At 67.2% G+C, this 15,616-nt stretch carries 17 protein-coding genes; 9 read left to right on the forward strand and 8 right to left on the reverse strand.

From position 1 onward, the window contains the following. Positions 1-21: 21 nt before the first annotated feature. The 4 genes from TVD_RS10055 to TVD_RS10070 form a co-directional block, all read right to left on the reverse strand. Complete coding sequence (locus TVD_RS10055; RefSeq protein WP_018176042.1) at positions 22-228, reverse strand: hypothetical protein; 207 nt, start codon at positions 226-228, stop codon at positions 22-24. Positions 229-270: 42 nt separating this feature from the next. Beyond that, a complete protein-coding gene (locus TVD_RS10060; protein ID WP_018938746.1) occupies positions 271-489 on the reverse strand; it encodes a hypothetical protein in 219 nt (72 codons plus the stop codon). A gap of 402 nt (positions 490-891) precedes the next feature. After that, entirely contained in the window at positions 892-4,197 is a 3,306-nt protein-coding gene (locus TVD_RS10065) for an efflux RND transporter permease subunit (protein WP_047251534.1), read from the reverse strand. Continuing rightward, the gene (locus TVD_RS10070; protein WP_018938748.1) at positions 4,194-5,219 is read right to left on the reverse strand and encodes an efflux RND transporter periplasmic adaptor subunit; all 1,026 of its coding nucleotides are present in this window, start codon (positions 5,217-5,219) and stop codon (positions 4,194-4,196) included. Before TVD_RS10070 ends, TVD_RS10065 begins: the two co-directional genes overlap by 4 nt. Before the next feature lie 286 nt (positions 5,220-5,505). On the opposite strand from TVD_RS10070, the gene TVD_RS10075 reads away from it, so the two are divergent. The 6 genes from TVD_RS10075 to TVD_RS10100 all read left to right on the forward strand — a co-directional run bounded on the left by TVD_RS10075 (position 5,506) and on the right by TVD_RS10100 (position 11,168). Beyond that, positions 5,506-5,847: a phenylpyruvate tautomerase MIF-related protein gene (locus TVD_RS10075; RefSeq protein ID WP_018649775.1), complete on the forward strand. Its 342-nt coding sequence runs from the start codon at positions 5,506-5,508 to the stop codon at positions 5,845-5,847. Between the two features lie 34 nt (positions 5,848-5,881). After that, positions 5,882-7,594, forward strand: a complete 1,713-nt coding sequence (locus TVD_RS10080) for a proline--tRNA ligase (protein WP_047251535.1) — start codon at positions 5,882-5,884, stop codon at positions 7,592-7,594. A gap of 344 nt (positions 7,595-7,938) precedes the next feature. Then, a complete protein-coding gene (locus TVD_RS10085; protein WP_047251536.1) occupies positions 7,939-8,223 on the forward strand; it encodes a type II toxin-antitoxin system RelE/ParE family toxin in 285 nt (94 codons plus the stop codon). A 20-nt stretch (positions 8,224-8,243) separates the two neighbouring features. Then, on the forward strand, positions 8,244-8,543 hold the full coding sequence (locus tag TVD_RS10090; protein ID WP_018649772.1) for a HigA family addiction module antitoxin: 300 nt from the start codon (positions 8,244-8,246) through the stop codon (positions 8,541-8,543). Between the two features lie 79 nt (positions 8,544-8,622). Beyond that, a complete protein-coding gene (locus TVD_RS10095) occupies positions 8,623-10,485 on the forward strand; it encodes an SLC13 family permease (RefSeq protein ID WP_047251537.1) in 1,863 nt (620 codons plus the stop codon). Between the two features lie 68 nt (positions 10,486-10,553). Beyond that, complete coding sequence (locus TVD_RS10100; RefSeq protein WP_047251538.1) at positions 10,554-11,168, forward strand: hypothetical protein; 615 nt, start codon at positions 10,554-10,556, stop codon at positions 11,166-11,168. 12 nt (positions 11,169-11,180) lie between these two features. On the opposite strand, the gene TVD_RS10105 is transcribed toward TVD_RS10100, so the two are convergent. Further along, entirely contained in the window at positions 11,181-11,471 is a 291-nt protein-coding gene (locus TVD_RS10105) for an acylphosphatase (protein ID WP_018649769.1), read from the reverse strand. A gap of 23 nt (positions 11,472-11,494) precedes the next feature. On the opposite strand from TVD_RS10105, the gene arsC reads away from it, so the two are divergent. Genes arsC through TVD_RS10120 form a run of 3 tightly spaced genes read left to right on the forward strand, consistent with a single transcriptional unit; the run spans position 11,495 to position 12,812 of the window. After that, positions 11,495-11,851: an arsenate reductase (glutaredoxin) gene (gene arsC, locus TVD_RS10110; protein WP_018649768.1), complete on the forward strand. Its 357-nt coding sequence runs from the start codon at positions 11,495-11,497 to the stop codon at positions 11,849-11,851. Then, on the forward strand, positions 11,848-12,459 hold the full coding sequence (wrbA, locus tag TVD_RS10115) for an NAD(P)H:quinone oxidoreductase (RefSeq protein ID WP_018649767.1): 612 nt from the start codon (positions 11,848-11,850) through the stop codon (positions 12,457-12,459). The genes arsC and wrbA overlap by 4 nt, the downstream gene beginning before the upstream one ends. Next, entirely contained in the window at positions 12,456-12,812 is a 357-nt protein-coding gene (locus tag TVD_RS10120; protein WP_018143910.1) for a DUF2069 domain-containing protein, read from the forward strand. The genes wrbA and TVD_RS10120 overlap by 4 nt, the downstream gene beginning before the upstream one ends. A 359-nt stretch (positions 12,813-13,171) precedes the next feature. Here TVD_RS10120 and hda read toward each other — a convergent pair whose 3' ends face one another. The 3 genes from hda to TVD_RS10135 are packed head-to-tail and all read right to left on the reverse strand — an operon-like array spanning position 13,172 to position 15,611. Beyond that, positions 13,172-13,909 carry a DnaA regulatory inactivator Hda gene (hda, locus tag TVD_RS10125; protein WP_047251539.1) on the reverse strand — a complete coding sequence of 246 codons (738 nt, stop codon included), beginning with the start codon at positions 13,907-13,909 and terminating at the stop codon, positions 13,172-13,174. Then, positions 13,906-15,024 (reverse strand): AI-2E family transporter, encoded by a 1,119-nt coding sequence (locus TVD_RS10130; RefSeq protein WP_018168484.1) that lies wholly within the window; start codon positions 15,022-15,024, stop codon positions 13,906-13,908. Before TVD_RS10130 ends, hda begins: the two co-directional genes overlap by 4 nt. After that, entirely contained in the window at positions 15,021-15,611 is a 591-nt protein-coding gene (locus tag TVD_RS10135) for a CDP-alcohol phosphatidyltransferase family protein (protein ID WP_019563475.1), read from the reverse strand. Before TVD_RS10135 ends, TVD_RS10130 begins: the two co-directional genes overlap by 4 nt. Positions 15,612-15,616: the final 5 nt, after the last annotated feature.

Consider the following 15,616-nt stretch of genomic DNA (forward strand, 5'->3'; position numbering starts at 1 on the left):
GGCTGTAACGAATGCAACGGGTCAGTTCGGCGGGCCGCCCGGGTTGATGTCCTTGTCTTTCACGATGAAGTAGACCCCGATGGCGGCCAGACCCATCCACATGAGCAGCGCGAACACCCCGAGGACCTCCCAGAGCGTCACGAAGAAAAACAGCATGATGGCGGCAGCACCAAGGAAGATATTGCCGATCACGAAATTGGACGGCCGGCGGGATTCATTGTCGGGCATGGACGGCTCCGGTGCAGGCGCCTGGAGCGACGCCAGTGAACGCTACTGTTTCTTGTAGGGGGTAAAGTCGAATTCCCCGGCGGTCATGTCGTCCCACAGATCGCTCTGCAGTACGGCCAGCAGCTTGAACAGCTTGCGCAGTTCGGGGTCGTCCATGAAGCGCTGGTCCTCGCTGGCTTTCAGCACCTCGACCAGGGTGGCGCACTGCTCACGGCTGATCCCGAGGACATTCAGGCCGTTCTCTCCCATCTCGACATCCATCGAGCGACTCCCATTCGGTTAGATGGCGCCGATTGTAGCCGGTCGCGCACCGATGGCGAAAACGCCGGACTCCGGCCACGTCATTGCGAGACCCCGCAGGGGCCGTAGCAACCTCCCAACGAAACCCCCGACGTCCGACCGGGCTGACGTCGGGGCCGCCCACGGAGATCGCCACGTCGCTACGCTCCTCGCGATGACGGTACCCGCTACCCCCGTCGTTTCGAGGCCCCGCAGGGGCCGTGGCACAAAAGCGCGAAGCGCGTTGAACGGCCGCAGGCCGGCCCGAAGGGCGAGCGCAGCGAGTAATCTCCGGACGAAATCCCCGACGCCCGCCCTAGCCGGCGCCGGCGCCGGCCGTGTAGATCGCCACGTCGCTACGCTCCTCGCGATGGCCGGTATGGCTTAGGCCGTCTGGGCGCGGATCAGGTCGACCCGGGTGCGCACGTACAGGTAGTACAGCACCGGGATGATCACCAGCGTCAGCAGCGTGGAGACGAACACGCCGAAGATCAGCGAGATCGCCAGGCCGGAGAAGATCGGGTCGTCGAGGATGAACCCGGCCCCGACCATCGCCGCCAGGCCGGTCAGCACGATCGGCTTGGCGCGCACCGCGCCGGCGTGCACCACCGCCTCGATCACATCCACGCCGCGGCGAATCTCCTCGTTGATGAAGTCCACCAGCAGGATGGAGTTGCGCACGATGATCCCGGCCAGCGCGATCATCCCGATCATCGAGGTTGCGGTGAACTTGGCGTCCATGAAGAAGGCATCCATGAAGGCATGCCCCGGCATCACCCCGATCACAGTCAGCGGGATCGGCGCCATGATGATCAGCGGCACCATGTACGAGCGGAACTGCGCCACCACCAGCAGGTAGATCAGGAGCAGCCCCACCGAGTAGGCGATCCCCATGTCGCGGAAGGTCTCGTAGGTCACCTGCCACTCGCCGTCCCACTTCAGCGAGAAGTTGTAGGGATTGTCCGGCTGACTGATAAACAGCTGCTCCAGCGGCTCGTCGTAGGCCATGGGCTGGTCGCGCAGGCCGAAGAACATGTCGAACATGCCGTACAGCGGGCTATCCAGCCCGCCGGCCAGGTCGCCCATCACGTAGACCACCGGCAGCAGGTTCTTGTGGTGAATCGAGTGCTCGAGACTCGAATCGACGACGTTGACGACCTCGGACAGCGGCACCAGCGTGCCGTCGCGCGAGCGCACCTTGAGCCCGAGCACCGGGTCCAGGCTGCCCTTCTCGGCCTGATCGAACTCCAGCCGCACGGGGACCGCATATTTCACGTTGGAGCCGTAGAGATACGTCACGTCCTCGCCCGACAGCGAGGTCGAGATCGCCTGCACCACCGCCTGCTGTGACACACCCAGGCGCGCAGCCCGTTCGCGGTCGACCTGCAGGATCTTCTTCTGCCCCGGATACTCGACCGAATCATCGATGTCGGTGATGTCGCCGGTGTTCTCGAAACGCTCGCGCACCTGCCGGGCGATCTCGATCTGGCCGTCGTAGTCCGGTCCGTAGATCTCGGCGACGATCGGCGACATCACCGGCGGCCCCGGCGGGACCTCGACCACCTTGACCGCCGCGCCATGCCGATCGGCGATCGCGTTGATCGCCTCGCGCACGCCGAGGGCCACCGCGTGGCTCTTGCGATCGCGCTCGTAGGAATCGACCAGGTTCACCTGAATGTCGCCGACGTGCGAGCCCTCGCGCAGGTAGTACTGACGCACCAGGCCGTTGAAGTTGATCGGCGCCGCGGTGCCCGCGTAGGTCTGCACGTTGTGCACCTCGGGGACCGTCTTCAGGTAGTCCCCCATCTCCGCCAGCACGCGGGAGGTCCGTTCCAGGCTGGTCCCTTCCGGCATGTCCAGCACCACCTGGAACTCCGACTTGTCGTCGAACGGCAGCATCTTCATGACCACCAGCTGGAAGTACGCCAGCGACACCGAGGCCAGAATCAGCACCAGGGTGCCCACCCACAGCGCCAGGCGGTTGACCTTCTTGCGTCCGCCAGTACCAAGGAAGGGCAGCAGCAGGGTGTTGAAGAGCTTCATCAGCCCGGCCGAGGCGCTCTCGCCCTCCGCGCCATGACCACCACTGGCCGGCGCGGCATGCTCATGCTTCTCGGCCTGGCGACGCAGGACCTTGTAGGTCAGCCAGGGCGTGACTACGTAGGCCACCGCCAGCGAGATGATCATCCCCATCGAGGCGTTGATCGGGATCGGGCTCATGTACGGGCCCATCAGGCCGGTCACGAAGGCCATCGGCAACAGTGCCGCAATCACCGCAAAGGTCGCGAGGATCGTCGGTCCGCCCACCTCGTCCACCGCGAGCGGAATCGCCTCGATGAACTTCTTGCCGCCCTTGGCCATGTGCCGGTGGATGTTCTCGACCACGACGATGGCGTCATCCACCAGTATCCCGATGGAGAAGATCAGCGCGAACAGCGACACCCGGTTAAGTGTGAAGCCGTAGGCCCAGGAGGCAAACAGCGTGATCGCCAGGGTGATCACCACCGCCACGCCAACGATAAACGCCTCGCGCCAGCCCAGCGCGATCCACACCAGGATGACCACCGAGGCGGTTGCCAGGATCAGCTTCTGGATCAGCGTGTTGGCCTTGTCGTCCGCGGTCTGGCCGTAATTGCGGGTAATGGTCGTCTCGATGCCGTCCGGGATGTAGGTCCCGCGCAACTGCTCCAGCCGCTCGACCAAGGCATCGGCGATATCCGGGGCATTGGTCCCCGGCTGCTTCGCGATCGCCACCGTGACCGCCGGATGGCTATCACCCAGGCGCGCGCGATCCCCCGCGGCGGCGCCATGGGCAAAGCGCACATGCTCGGTGGCATAGGCCGGACCCTGTACCACCTCGGCAACATCCGACAGGTAGACCGGGCGATCCTCGTGCATCCCGACCACCAGGCTGGCGAACGCCTCGGGCTCGGTGATGAAGTCGCCGGCCTGGATCAGGATTTCCTCGTCGTCCTGGTACAGCCGGCCAGCATCGCGCGAGAAGTTCGAGGCCTGAAGGCTGTCGCGCAGGTCGTCCACCGACAGGTTGTGGGCCGCCAGGGTCTCCGGCTTGAAGCGCACATGCACCACGTGATCCGGCCCACCGACGGTGTAGATGTCGCGGGTGCCCGGCACGCGCTTGAGCTCGGCCTCGATGCCGTGCGCCACACGCAGCAGGTCGTGCCCGCCGCGCTCGGGATCCTCGGTCCACAGGGTCACGTTGACGATCGGCACGTCGTCGATCCCCATCGGCTTGATGATCGGCTCGCCGACCCCCAGCCCCTGGGGCAACCAGTCCTGGTTGGAGAACACCTGGTTGTACAGGCGCACCAGGGCCGCGGTGCGATCCTCGCCGACCTCGAACTGGATGGTGATCTGCGCCATGTTCGGGCGCGAGGTCGAATAGATGTCGTCGATGCCCTCGATCTCCGAGAGCACCTGTTCGGCCGGCGTGGCCACCAGCTGGGCCACCTCCTGCGCGCTCGCCCCCGGGAACGGGATGAACACATCGGCCATGGTCACGTTGATCTGCGGCTCTTCCTCGCGCGGCGTGACCAGGATCGCGAACAACCCCAGCAGCAGACCGATCAGGGCCAGCAGCGGGGTGATCTGGGTAGTCAGGAAGGCCTTGGCAATGCGCCCGGAGATCCCCATGCGCTCGGACGCCCCCTCCGTGCCGGCATCGCTCATCGGTTCACCTGCTGATGTTCCTTCAGATAGATCTGCGCATGCACCGGATCCAGCGCCACGCGTTCATCGTCGTCCAGACCGCCGAGGATCTCGATCATGCCGTCATGCTGGCGCCCGACCCGCACCTGGCGGAACGCGACCCGATCGTCCTCATCGACGACGTACACGGCAATAACCTCGCTGCGATAGACCACGGCCTCCACCGGCACCAGCAGGCGTTCAACGTCCTCCACCACGAAGGCGGTCTTCACGAACATGCCGGGGAACAGGCCCAGGTCCTGCTGCTCCGGCAGGTTCACGCGAATCCGGAAGGTGGAGCTGGCCGGGTCGGCATAGGGGAAGATAGTCAGGCTCTCGGCCGCCACCCGGTCCCCGTTCAGCAGGACCTCGGCACTGCGCCGCTCGCGCACGTTGTGGATCAGGCGCTGCGGCACATCCACGGCAACGCGCAACTGATCCAGGCTGATCCCGGACAGCAGCGGTGAACCCGGGCTGACCGATTCGCCGACCTCGACATGACGCTCGGTGACGATCCCGGAATACGGCGCATACACCTCGGTGTAGCCGAGCTGCTCGCGGGCCTCCTCGACCCGACCTTCGGCCGAGCGCAGGCGGGCACGCGCCGAACCCAGCGCGGCCTCGGCGCGGTCGAACTCGGAGCGCGAGACCACCCCCCGCTCGAACACATCCTCAATCCGGTCGAACTCCGAACGCGCCTCGTTGAAGCGGGCGCGGGCGTCGGCCAGATCGCCCTCTGCCTGGCTCACACGAGCCTGCTGCTCGGTATCGCTGACCCGAACCAGGAGCTCGTCGACCTCGACGAAGTCATCCACGTCCACGTAGATCTCGCGGATGCGCCCGGACGTCTGGGCGGAGATCGTGGACCGCTGCACCGCCTCGACGCGGCCATCCAGGATGCGTTCCTGGGCAATCGTCTGGCGTTCCGCGGTGGCCGTGTCGAACGGCAGCTCCGCCTGGGCCGCAAACGGCAACAGCAGCAGGGCCCACAGGGTGTGGCGCATCCGGATTCGTGTCATGGGGTCTTTCCTTGCTTGGTGAGGTCGCCGGGGATGGGCCGTCTCGCACTTGTCCCGGCTCCATATATTAGCTTTTTCTAATTTATTATTTCCTGATGCTGAACGCAATCCGGGCGCATCCTCCCGCGACCGGTCCGCTCCCTCGCAGCGAGTATAGCCACCCTGACAAGGGTTTCACCCACCCCGGCGACTCGCCGGGACGCTGCAGCGCACCCGCGCTCCCCGTATCATGGCGACCGATCCGGGAACCACACAAGATCTGGAGGACGCCATGCCGCTGCTGCGAGTCGAGACCAATACCGCCCTGCCGGACGATGCCACCGGCCTCAGCCAGCGCCTGTCCGCGCAGGTCGCCGACTGGCTGGGCAAGCCCGAGGGCTACGTGATGGTGGCCTGCACGCATAACCCGGCCATGTGCTTTGGCGGCAGTACCGATGCGCTCGCCTACTGCGAGCTCAAGAGCATCGGCCTGCCCGAGGGCCTGACCCGCGAGCTGTCGCGCAAGCTGTGCGACGCCCTGCAGGCTGAGCTGGGTATCGAACCCGCCCGCGTCTATATCGAATTCGCCGATGCCCCGCGCCACTTCTGGGGCACCAACGGCACCACGTTCTGAACCCTTTCCAGCCATCAACCACGGACTGCCCCCGATGCGCGTCTCGCAATTCCCGCTGAACACCCTGAAGGAAACCCCGGCCGACGCCGAGATCATCTCCCACCAGCTGATGCTGCGCGCCGGCTACATCCGCCGGCTGGCCTCCGGGCTGTACACCTGGCTGCCACTGGGGCTGCGCGTGCTGCGCCGGGTCGAGGGCATCGTGCGCGAGGAAATGAACCGCGCCGGGGCGCTGGAGGTGCTGATGCCGGCGGTGCAGCCCGCCGAGCTGTGGCAGGAATCCGGGCGCTGGGACTTCTACGGCGCCGAGCTGCTGCGCCTGAAGGACCGCCACGACCGCGACTTCTGCTTCGGCCCGACCCACGAGGAGGTCATCACGGACCTGGTACGCCGCGAGGTCCGCAGCTACCGCCAGCTGCCGATCAACTACTACCAGATCCAGACCAAGTTCCGCGACGAGCGCCGCCCGCGCTTCGGGATCATGCGCGCGCGCGAGTTCCTGATGAAGGACGCCTACTCGTTCCACATCGACGGCGACTCGCTGGCCGAGACCTACCGCCAGATGCACGCCGCCTACACCCGCATCTTCGAACGCTGCGGGCTGGACTTCCGCGCGGTGGAGGCCGACACCGGCGCCATCGGCGGCAATGCGTCGCACGAATTTCACGTCCTCGCCAGCTCCGGCGAGGACGCCATCGCCTTCTCCCCGGCCGGCTTCGCCGCCAACGTCGAACTGGCCCCCTGCCCTCAGCCGGACCCGGCCCCGGCACCCGGCACGGAGATGGCGAAGATCGCCACACCCGACGTGCACACCATCGACGAGCTGGCGGGGTTCCTGAACATCCCGACCGAGCAGACGGTAAAGACCCTGGTGGTCGCCGCCTCCGAAGAGATCGACGCCGACCTGGTCGCCATCGTGCTGCGCGGCGACCACGAACTGAACGCGGTCAAGGCCGAGAAGCACCCCTGGATCGCCGAACCGCTGCGCATGGCCGAGGCGGCCGAGATCCGCACCGCATTCGGCGCCGACCCCGGCTCGCTGGGCCCGGTGGGCAGCCCGATCCCGGTGCTGGCCGACCAGGCGATGCTGGGCATGGCCGACTTCGTGGTCGGCGCCAACGAAGACGGCCATCACCTGACCGGCGTGAACTGGGGCCGCGACCTGCCGCAACCGGAGAGCGCGGACCTGCGCAACATCACCGAGGGCGAACCGGCACCCGACGGCTCCGGTCCCATCGAGATCCGTCGCGGCATCGAGGTCGGTCACATCTTCCAGCTGGGCGACAAGTACAGCCAGGCCCTGGGCGCCCGGGTTCTGGACGAGGACGGCCGCGAACAGGTCGTGACCATGGGCTGCTATGGCATCGGCGTCTCGCGCGTCGTGGCGGCGGCCATCGAACAGAACTCCGACGAGCGCGGCATCTGCTGGCCCACCGCCATCGCGCCCTTCGATATCGCCCTGTGCCCAATCGGCGCGAAGAAATCCCAGCGCGTGCGCGAGGCGGCGGAACAACTGCACGACGAATTGCAGGCAGCCGGCTTCGAGGTCCTGCTGGACGACCGCGGACAGCGCCCCGGCGTGATGTTCGCCGACATGGAGCTGATCGGCATCCCGCACCGCATCGTCATTGGCGAACGCGGCCTGGACGCCGGCGAACTCGAATACCAGGACCGCCGCGCCCCCGAGGCCGAACACCTGCCACTCGACAACCTGATCGACGCCCTGCGCGAACGCCTGCGGGGCTAGGGTCGGCCAAAAATACGTGGGCCTTGCGGACTATTAACGCACCGCGTTAATGTCAATGCATGATCAGGAGCTACCCAGGGAGACGCTGAGCAATGTACGCGCTCGCGTTGGTGCTCCATTTTTTCCGAGGCCAGGCGCGGCGTGCAGCCCGGTAGTGGTTCTACCGGCAAGCGGCGCAACGCAGGATCGGGAAAAATGGAGCACCAACCCCACTAGCTTTTATACGACGGGGCTCGGCCGATTTTGCCCGCTGACCGCGTTGCGGTTCCCTTGTGCAGAATGACTGCACAGCAGTCACCGCGCCTTGTCAGCACGCAAAATCGACTCGAGCGCGAGTGCGTACATTGCTCAGCGTCTCCCTCGGCAAGGAAGCCGAACGCGTGGCGCAGGGCGAGTCATGTCGCCGAATACCGGCCGATATCGTACGCCGCGCGCGGATGCGGCTGGCCCGCATCCATGCCGCCACCCAACTGGACGACCTGAAGGTTCCGCCGTCGCACCACCTGGAACGGCTCAAGGGAAACCGGGCGGGCCAGTACAGCATCCGCATCAACGCGCAATGGCGGATCTGTTTTGAATGGCACGACGGTCATGCATACAACGTCGAGATCGTGGACTATCACCGATAGGCGGGACGCTGGAGGCGACCATGAATCATGAAAATTCGCATAACCCGATCCATCCAGGGGACCACTTGGCCGAATTCCTGGAAGAGACAGGGATCAGCCAATACCGCCTGGCGCTGGATATCAGCGTCCCACCCCGCCGGATCAACGAGATCGTTCGCGGCAAGCGCGCCATCACCGCCGACACAGCCCTTCGTCTGGGCCGATACTTCGGCACCTCGCCCGAGTTCTGGATGAATCTTCAGGACCACTACGAGCTGGCGTGCGCTCAACAGGCGCTGGGCAATCGGCTCGACCAGGAAGTTCGCCCGCACGTCGCCTGAGCGAAGGTAGCGGCCGCGCCATGCACTCCCATGAAACATTGAACAGGAACCGCGTCGTGCGCGGCGGTCGCTAACTGCAGTGGAAAACATAAGCTTCACGCTGGAGATGGGGATCGTGTTCGGCCTGCTGGTGCTGACGATCCTGCTGTTCGTGACCGAGGTGATCCGGATCGACCTGGCGGCGCTGAGTGTGCTGTTCCTGCTGGGGATGGTCGCGCTGGTGCCGGGGGTCGCGCCGATCGTCGAGGGCGAGGCGCTCTTCTCCGGCTTTGCCTCGAACGCGGTCATCGCGATCATCGCGGTGATGATCATCGGCACGGGGCTGGACCGCTCCGGAGTGATGAACCGCCTGGCGGACCTGATCCTGCGGTTTGGCGGGAAGACGGAACGCCGGGTGATGGCGACCACATCGGGCGCCGTGGGCATCGTGACCAGCTTCATGCAGAACATCGGCGCAGCCGCGCTGTTCATGCCGGTGATCAACCGCATTGGTGCCGCCGCCCGCATCCCGCGCTCGCGCCTGCTGATGCCGATGGGTTTTGCCGCGATCGTCGGGGGCACACTCACGCTGGTCGCCTCCAGCCCGTTGATCCTGCTCAACGACCTGCTGCCCGGGGATGTCGAGGGATTTGGCCTCTTCGACGTGACGCCCATCGGGCTGGCCCTGCTGGCCACCCTGATCCTGTACTTCGCGGTGCTCGGGAAATGGGTTCTGCCCGCTCGCGATCCGCAGACGGAAGACCCGGACGAGAGCCGGGTGCAGACCACTTCCGCCTGGTTCCGCGAGGTCTATGGCATGGACTTCGGCGTGCGCGAGGCGCGCCTGGGCGAGGACAGCTCGCTGGCCGGACGCACGGTGGGCGACTTCGAAGCGGCCTTTGGCGTACACGTCGTCGGCGTGACCAGCGATGACGAGACCCGCATCGAGCCCAACCGCGACGTGGAACTGAAGCACGGGGCGCACCTGGCCATCCTCGGACCGGTCACCACCATCGAGAAGACCTGCGACAGTACCGGGACCGTCCTCAAGGACGAGCTGGATGTGTTTGCGCGCGTGCTGTCGGCCCGCCATGGCGGGATCGCCGAGGTCATCGTGCCGCCCGGCTCGGAGCTGATCGGACAGACCGTGCGCGACAAGGGCATGCGCCGCACCTACGGCATCTCGGTCCTGCGCATCCAGCGCGGCGACGACCTGATCATCGAAGAGGTCCCGGACACCCCGCTGAAGGCCGGTGACACGCTGGTGGTGCATACCCCATGGGAGCACCTGCAGGCGCTGGAGGACAACCGCGACTTCGTGGTGGTGACCAGCCGCTATCCGCGGCGCAAGCAGGAGGCCTCGAAGACCCACCGGCCGCTGGCTGCGCTCGGGTCGCTCGCGCTGGGGCTGGGGCTCGTGCTGTTCACCGACCTGCCGCTGGCGCTGGCCCTGCTTGGCGGCGCACTGGGGATGATTTTCAGCGGCGTAATCAGCATGGACGAGGCCTATCGCGGCATCAGCTGGAAGACGGTGTTTCTGTTGGCCTCGCTGATCCCGCTGGGGCTTGCGGTCGAAAACTCCGGGGCCGGCGAGTGGATCGCGACCAACGGCATGCAGCAACTGGAAGGGATGCCGGTATGGGTGTTACAGGTCGCGGTGTTCCTGTTGACCACCTTCTTCACGCTGGTGATGTCGAATGTCGGCGCCACCGTGCTGCTGGTGCCGCTGGCAGTCAGCTTCGCGAGCGTTGCCCAGGGTATGGGCCTCGACGCCGACCCGCGGGTGTTCGCCCTGATCGTCGCGATCGCCGCGTCGAACTCCTTCATCCTGCCGACCCATCAGGTCAACGCCCTGATCATGGACCCCGGCGGCTACCGCGTGGCCGACTACCTGCGCGCCGGTTCCCTGATGACCGTGCTCTTCATGGTCGTCTCGCTGCTCGTGATCAACCTGATCTTCTGAGCCCGGTTCAGCCCCGATACAGCCTGAACGGAGAGACTGGCGGCAGCGCCCCTGCACCGGAACCCGATATGGCCGAAACCCTTCATCGAATGCTCCCCTTGGCAGCCGCATCCATGGTGCTGCTTCTGGCCGCCTGCAGCCCGCGGATCTACGGGGTAAGCGAGGAACAGTGGGACACGATGGGCGAGGCCGAGCGTGTCGAGGCCATCCGCGCCTGGGAATCGGTGCAGAAGGCGCGCGAGGCGCGCCTGCAGGCGGAGGCCGAGCAGGAGGCGGCGCTGGCGGCCGAACGGGCGGCGCAGGTCGCCGCGATCCGCAGCGGCGATGCGGGACTGCCGGGGGACCTGATCCGCGTCAGCCTGCGCGGCGGGACCCTGCGCATCGGCGGTCGCGAACGGGCGCTGGAGCCGACAAGCTTTACCCTTGCCAGTGGCGAGACCCGCAGCGTCGAGGTCCACGCCGAGCGCTATCGCAGCGAGCTCGACGTCGCCTATGAAGACGGCCTCTTGCTGATCGACCTGCCGCGCCATTCCCGCACCGGGGCCGCACGCGTCGCCTGGGACGGCGACTGGATGCAGGGCGCCGAGTCCCGCATTCGTTCGGACGGGCCACACCGGCTGCGCGACGTGCGTGCCTTCGTCCAGGTCATTCCGCCACCGGGCCGCCCGCTGCGGCGCTACTGACGCGCCATCGGGTCAACCGGTGGAGAAGTCTCCCGGCGCCGGGTCGGGCGGCGGCAACTCCTCGGCCTCAACCGCGTCGACCCGCGCCATACGCGGGCCGTCCGCCAGCCACTCCTCCAGCGCGTCCAGTGCCTTGCGCGGACCCACGGCCAGCACCTCGACGCTGCCGTCCGGTTCGTTGCGGGCATAACCGGTCAGGTGCAGGCGTTGCGCCTCGTCGCGGGTGGACGCGCGGAAGAACACGCCCTGTACCTGGCCGCTCACACGCCAGCGGCGGGCATGGTTATCATTGGTCTCCGTCATTTGTCGTCCTCCGGAGTGGATTCATGTCCGATGCCCCTACGCTGTACCACAACCCGCGCTGCAGCAAGTCGCGTGCGACCCTGGCGCTGCTGCGCGAACAGGGCGTGGAACCGCAGATCGTCGAATACCTGAAGACCCCGCCGGACGCGGCCACCCTGCGCGCGATCGTGGACAAGCTCGGCATTGCGCCACGCGACCTTCTGCGCACCGGCGAGGCGGAGTACCGCGAGCTGGGCCTGAAGGATGCCGAGATGGACGACGAGGCGCTGATCCAGACCATGGTCCAGCACCCGAAACTGATCGAGCGCCCCATCCTCGTCCACGGCGACGTCGCCCGTATCGGGCGCCCGCCGGAACAGGTCCTGGAGATCCTGTCGTGAGCGCCGCCCCCGAGATCCTCGTGCTGTACTACAGCCGTTATGGGGCGACGGCAGAACTGGCCCGCCACGTGGCCAGTGGCGTGGAGCGCGCCGGTGCGGTCGCCCGCGTGCGCACCGTACCGCCGGTGAGCACCAACATCACCGGCGACGCCCCGGCGGTCCCCGCCGACGGCCCGCCCTACGCGGAGACCCGCGACCTCGAAGAATGCGCCGGGCTGGTGATGGGGTCGCCCACTCGCTTCGGCAACATGGCCGCGCCGCTGAAACACTTCCTTGATGGCACCAGCGGTCTCTGGGCGAGCGGCGGGCTGGTGGATCGGCCGTTCGGGCTGTTCACCAGCACGGCTACCCAGCATGGCGGGCAGGAGACCACCCTGCTGACGATGGCCATGCCGCTGATCCACCAGGGGATGCTGTGGGTGGGCTTGCCCTACACCGTGCCGGAACTGAGCACCACCACGAGCGGCGGCTCGCCCTATGGCGCCAGCCACGTCGCGGGGGGGCAGGGCGAACACCCGGTCACGCGCGACGAGCAGCGCATTGCCGGCGCGCTGGGCGAACGCGTCGGCCGCATTGCCCTGCGGCTCCAGGCCGGAGACGACGCATGATCCTCGCGGCCCGCGCGCTGGCGCTGATCGCCTACTTCGGCCTGCTGGGCGTGATCCTGATCTGGACGACCTGGATCGACCCGCCGGAGATCGTGCCGATCGCCGTGGCGCTGGTCGTGCTGGTCCTGCCGCTGATGTTCCCGCTGCGCGGCATGCTGCACGGACGCCGCTACACCCACGCCTGGTCCAGCCTGCTGGCGCTGGCCTACATCACCCTCGGTATCACGCTGGCCGCCGCGGCGGACGCCCGACTCTACGGCGTGCTGATGACCACCGCCAGCCTCGCCTGGTTCGCCGGCTGCCTGCTCTACGTCAAGCTGGACGCCCGCCGCGCCCGTCAGATGGCTTCCTGACTTTTCCATCCACCACGAAGCGCACGCAGAAGGGCAAGGGCGATTCACAGGCGGAAGGGAAGGGTAGAAAAACGAAACTATTGGTTGGAGCCGATCGCCCGGAACGGCATCGCGGTGTGCAGTGCCCCGCGCCCATGCCCGTCATCCCGGACACCGCTCAGCGGTGATCCGGGATCTCCCCACGGTGGTTCTCGTGCGCTGGAGATCCCGGCTCTGCGCTGCGCTCCGGCCGGGATGACGGACAACGGAGGCGGCAGCCCTGAAGGTCCTTGCGCCCGCGGCGCCCCATCCGGAACCGCCTTATTTCCTGTGAACCGCCCTTGTCCTTCTTCGTGCCTTCGTGCGCTTCGGGGTGACGATCAGAAACGCGCGAGCTGGTCGCGGACGAAGGGGATGGTCAGGCGCCGCTGCTCGGCCAGGGCGGCGAGATCCAGGCGGTCCAGCAGCTCCAGTAGCGCCACCAGGTCGCGGCGGTAGTGGCGCAGCAGGTATTCGGCCACCGCCTCCGGCAGCTCCAGCCCGCGCAGCACCGCGCGCTGGGCGAGGATGCGTTTGAGATCCTCCTCCTCCGGCGCCTGCATGCGGAACACCGGCCCCCAGGCGAGGCGCGAGGTCAGATCCGGCAGGCGACTGCCCAGCCCGTCCGGCGCGTGCGCGGCCGCCAGCAGCACCCGGCAGCCGCCATCGCGAAGTCGATTCAGCAGCCCGAACAGGGCCTCGTCCCAATCGCCCTGCCCGACCACCGCGTCGAGATCGTCCAGCGCAACCAGGCGGGCCCGCTCCAAACCATCCAGCACCGCCAGCGGCGGCGCGGTCACCAGTTCGGCCAGCGGCAGATAGGCCACGGGTTCGCCGCGTTCGTGGCCCTGATGGCAGGCGGCCTGCAGCAGATGGGTCTTGCCCAGGCCCGCCGGGCCGTGCAACAGGATCTGTGGCTCGGTTATCCCGGTCCCGATCGAGAGGGCCTCCACCGCGTCCCGCGCGAGGCGGTTGCCGCCCGGATAGAAGCTGGCAAAGCGCGAGGCGTCGCGCAGGCGCAAATCCAGCGGGAGCTGGCGCTGCGGCGCAGCATTGCCGCCCTGCCGCCCCGTCGTCATGAGCCTCCGCCCCCTGTATCCGCATCCGCGGGCGCATCCCCCGCATTCAGCCGCCGGTAGTGCGCCAGGGTATGGCGCACACCCACGGCCAGGACCGCCGCCACCGGCAACGCCAGCAGCACGCCGAAGAACCCGAACAGCTGGCCGCCCGCCAGTACGGCAAAGATCACCGCGACCGGGTGCAGCCCGGTACGGTCCCCCACCAGCCAGGGCGTCAGGACCATGGACTCCAGCACCTGGGCAATGGCGAAGATCACCAGCACGATCAGCAGCAGGCTCCAGCCGTCGCCCTGCACCAGCGCCGCGGCGGTGGCCAGCAACACGCCAACGATCACGCCGACGTAGGGAATGAAGCTCACCAGCCCCGCGATCAGGCCGATCGCCAGCCCCATCTCCACGCCCACCACGGTCAAGGTGACGGCGTAGAACAGGCCAAGCGCCAGCATCACCAGCAACTGCCCGCGCAGGAAGGCCCCCAGGGTCTCGTCCGACTCCGCGGCGAAGGTCAGCACCGCCGGGCGCCAGGCCTGCGGCAGTAGATCCCGCAGGCCGTCCAGCAGCCGCGGCCAGTCGCGCAGCAGATAGAAGCTCACCACCGGGATCAGCACCACGTTAAGCACCCCCAGCACCAGCGCGCCGGTCGAGCTGCCGATCCATTGCAGCACGCCCCCGGCCAGCCCGCCGGCCTCGCGCCAGTGGTCGGCCACCAGCCCCTGCAGCGCGCTGGCATCCAGCGGCGGCAGGGAATCCCCGGCCAGATCCTCCAGCCGCGGGCGCACCTGATCGTCGAACCAGCCGAGGATTTGCGGCATCGCCAGCGTAAGCCGCTCGAACTGGGCGATCGCCAGCGGGATCAGGATCAGGATCAGCGCCGCCAACCCCAGCATCACCAGCAGGAAGATCACCACGGTCGCCAGGGTGCGCGAGCGCCCCGTGCGCGCAACCAGCCGGGTCACCAGCGGGTTGAACAGGTAGCCGATCAGCAGGGCTGCGACGAAGGGCGTGAGGATGGGCGCCAGCAGGTACAGCGCTCCGCCAAGGACCAGCAGCCCAACCAGGGCAGCCAGAGGGGCGGCTGAAAGCGGCCAGACATGGTCGCGGGTATCCGGATTCATGGCGTCCTCCCCGAGGTCCCTGCCGGATTCGTGTGTCCGTGCAGGTGACGCCAGGCATAAAACCCCCATTGCACGGTATAGGCCAGCCCGCTGGCCACGGTGGTGAAGGCCACGACGATCACCAGCAGTTGCACCCAGATCGGATCCAGCGCCAGCAGACCGACCTTCACGATGGCGACCAGCACCAGCGTAATCTGCAAAAAGGTGTTCACCTTGCTGATCAGTAGCGGCCGGATGGCCAGCGGGCCCACGAACACCCGGTACAGCGCGGAGCCCACGGTCAGCCAGACATCCCGCCCGACCACCAGCACCAGCAGCCACAACGGCAGTAGCCCGGACAGCGTCACCGCGACGTAGACCCCCAGCATCAGCAGCTTGTCCGCTGCCGGGTCCAGCCAGGCCCCGAGCCGCGTGTGCCAGCCGTAGCGCCGCACCAGCCAGCCATCCAGGGCATCACTCAGCCCGGCGATCGTCAGCAGCACCACCGCCACCACGTAGTACTCCAGCGCCAGCATCCACACGATCGGCGGAATCAGCGCGATCCGGCCAATGGTGACGGCGTTGGGGATCTGGTGGCGAGGGAACATTCGAT

The organism is Thioalkalivibrio versutus (assembly GCF_001020955.1).
GTDB lineage: Bacteria > Pseudomonadota > Gammaproteobacteria > Ectothiorhodospirales > Ectothiorhodospiraceae > Thioalkalivibrio > Thioalkalivibrio versutus.

Coding starts and splice junctions, on each gene's coding strand:
- TVD_RS10135 (WP_019563475.1), bottom strand. CDS start 15,611: ATGTTCCCTCGCCACCAGATCCCCAACGCCGTCACCATTGGCCGGATC.
- TVD_RS10120 (WP_018143910.1), top strand. CDS start 12,456: ATGATCCTCGCGGCCCGCGCGCTGGCGCTGATCGCCTACTTCGGCCTG.
- TVD_RS10105 (WP_018649769.1), bottom strand. CDS start 11,471: ATGACGGAGACCAATGATAACCATGCCCGCCGCTGGCGTGTGAGCGGC.
- TVD_RS10080 (WP_047251535.1), top strand. CDS start 5,882: ATGCGCGTCTCGCAATTCCCGCTGAACACCCTGAAGGAAACCCCGGCC.
- TVD_RS10060 (WP_018938746.1), bottom strand. CDS start 489: ATGGATGTCGAGATGGGAGAGAACGGCCTGAATGTCCTCGGGATCAGC.
- TVD_RS10065 (WP_047251534.1), bottom strand. CDS start 4,197: ATGAGCGATGCCGGCACGGAGGGGGCGTCCGAGCGCATGGGGATCTCC.
- TVD_RS10100 (WP_047251538.1), top strand. CDS start 10,554: ATGGCCGAAACCCTTCATCGAATGCTCCCCTTGGCAGCCGCATCCATG.
- arsC (WP_018649768.1), top strand. CDS start 11,495: ATGTCCGATGCCCCTACGCTGTACCACAACCCGCGCTGCAGCAAGTCG.
- TVD_RS10090 (WP_018649772.1), top strand. CDS start 8,244: ATGAATCATGAAAATTCGCATAACCCGATCCATCCAGGGGACCACTTG.
- TVD_RS10075 (WP_018649775.1), top strand. CDS start 5,506: ATGCCGCTGCTGCGAGTCGAGACCAATACCGCCCTGCCGGACGATGCC.
- hda (WP_047251539.1), bottom strand. CDS start 13,909: ATGACGACGGGGCGGCAGGGCGGCAATGCTGCGCCGCAGCGCCAGCTC.
- TVD_RS10070 (WP_018938748.1), bottom strand. CDS start 5,219: ATGCGCCACACCCTGTGGGCCCTGCTGCTGTTGCCGTTTGCGGCCCAG.
- TVD_RS10055 (WP_018176042.1), bottom strand. CDS start 228: ATGCCCGACAATGAATCCCGCCGGCCGTCCAATTTCGTGATCGGCAAT.
- TVD_RS10130 (WP_018168484.1), bottom strand. CDS start 15,024: ATGAATCCGGATACCCGCGACCATGTCTGGCCGCTTTCAGCCGCCCCT.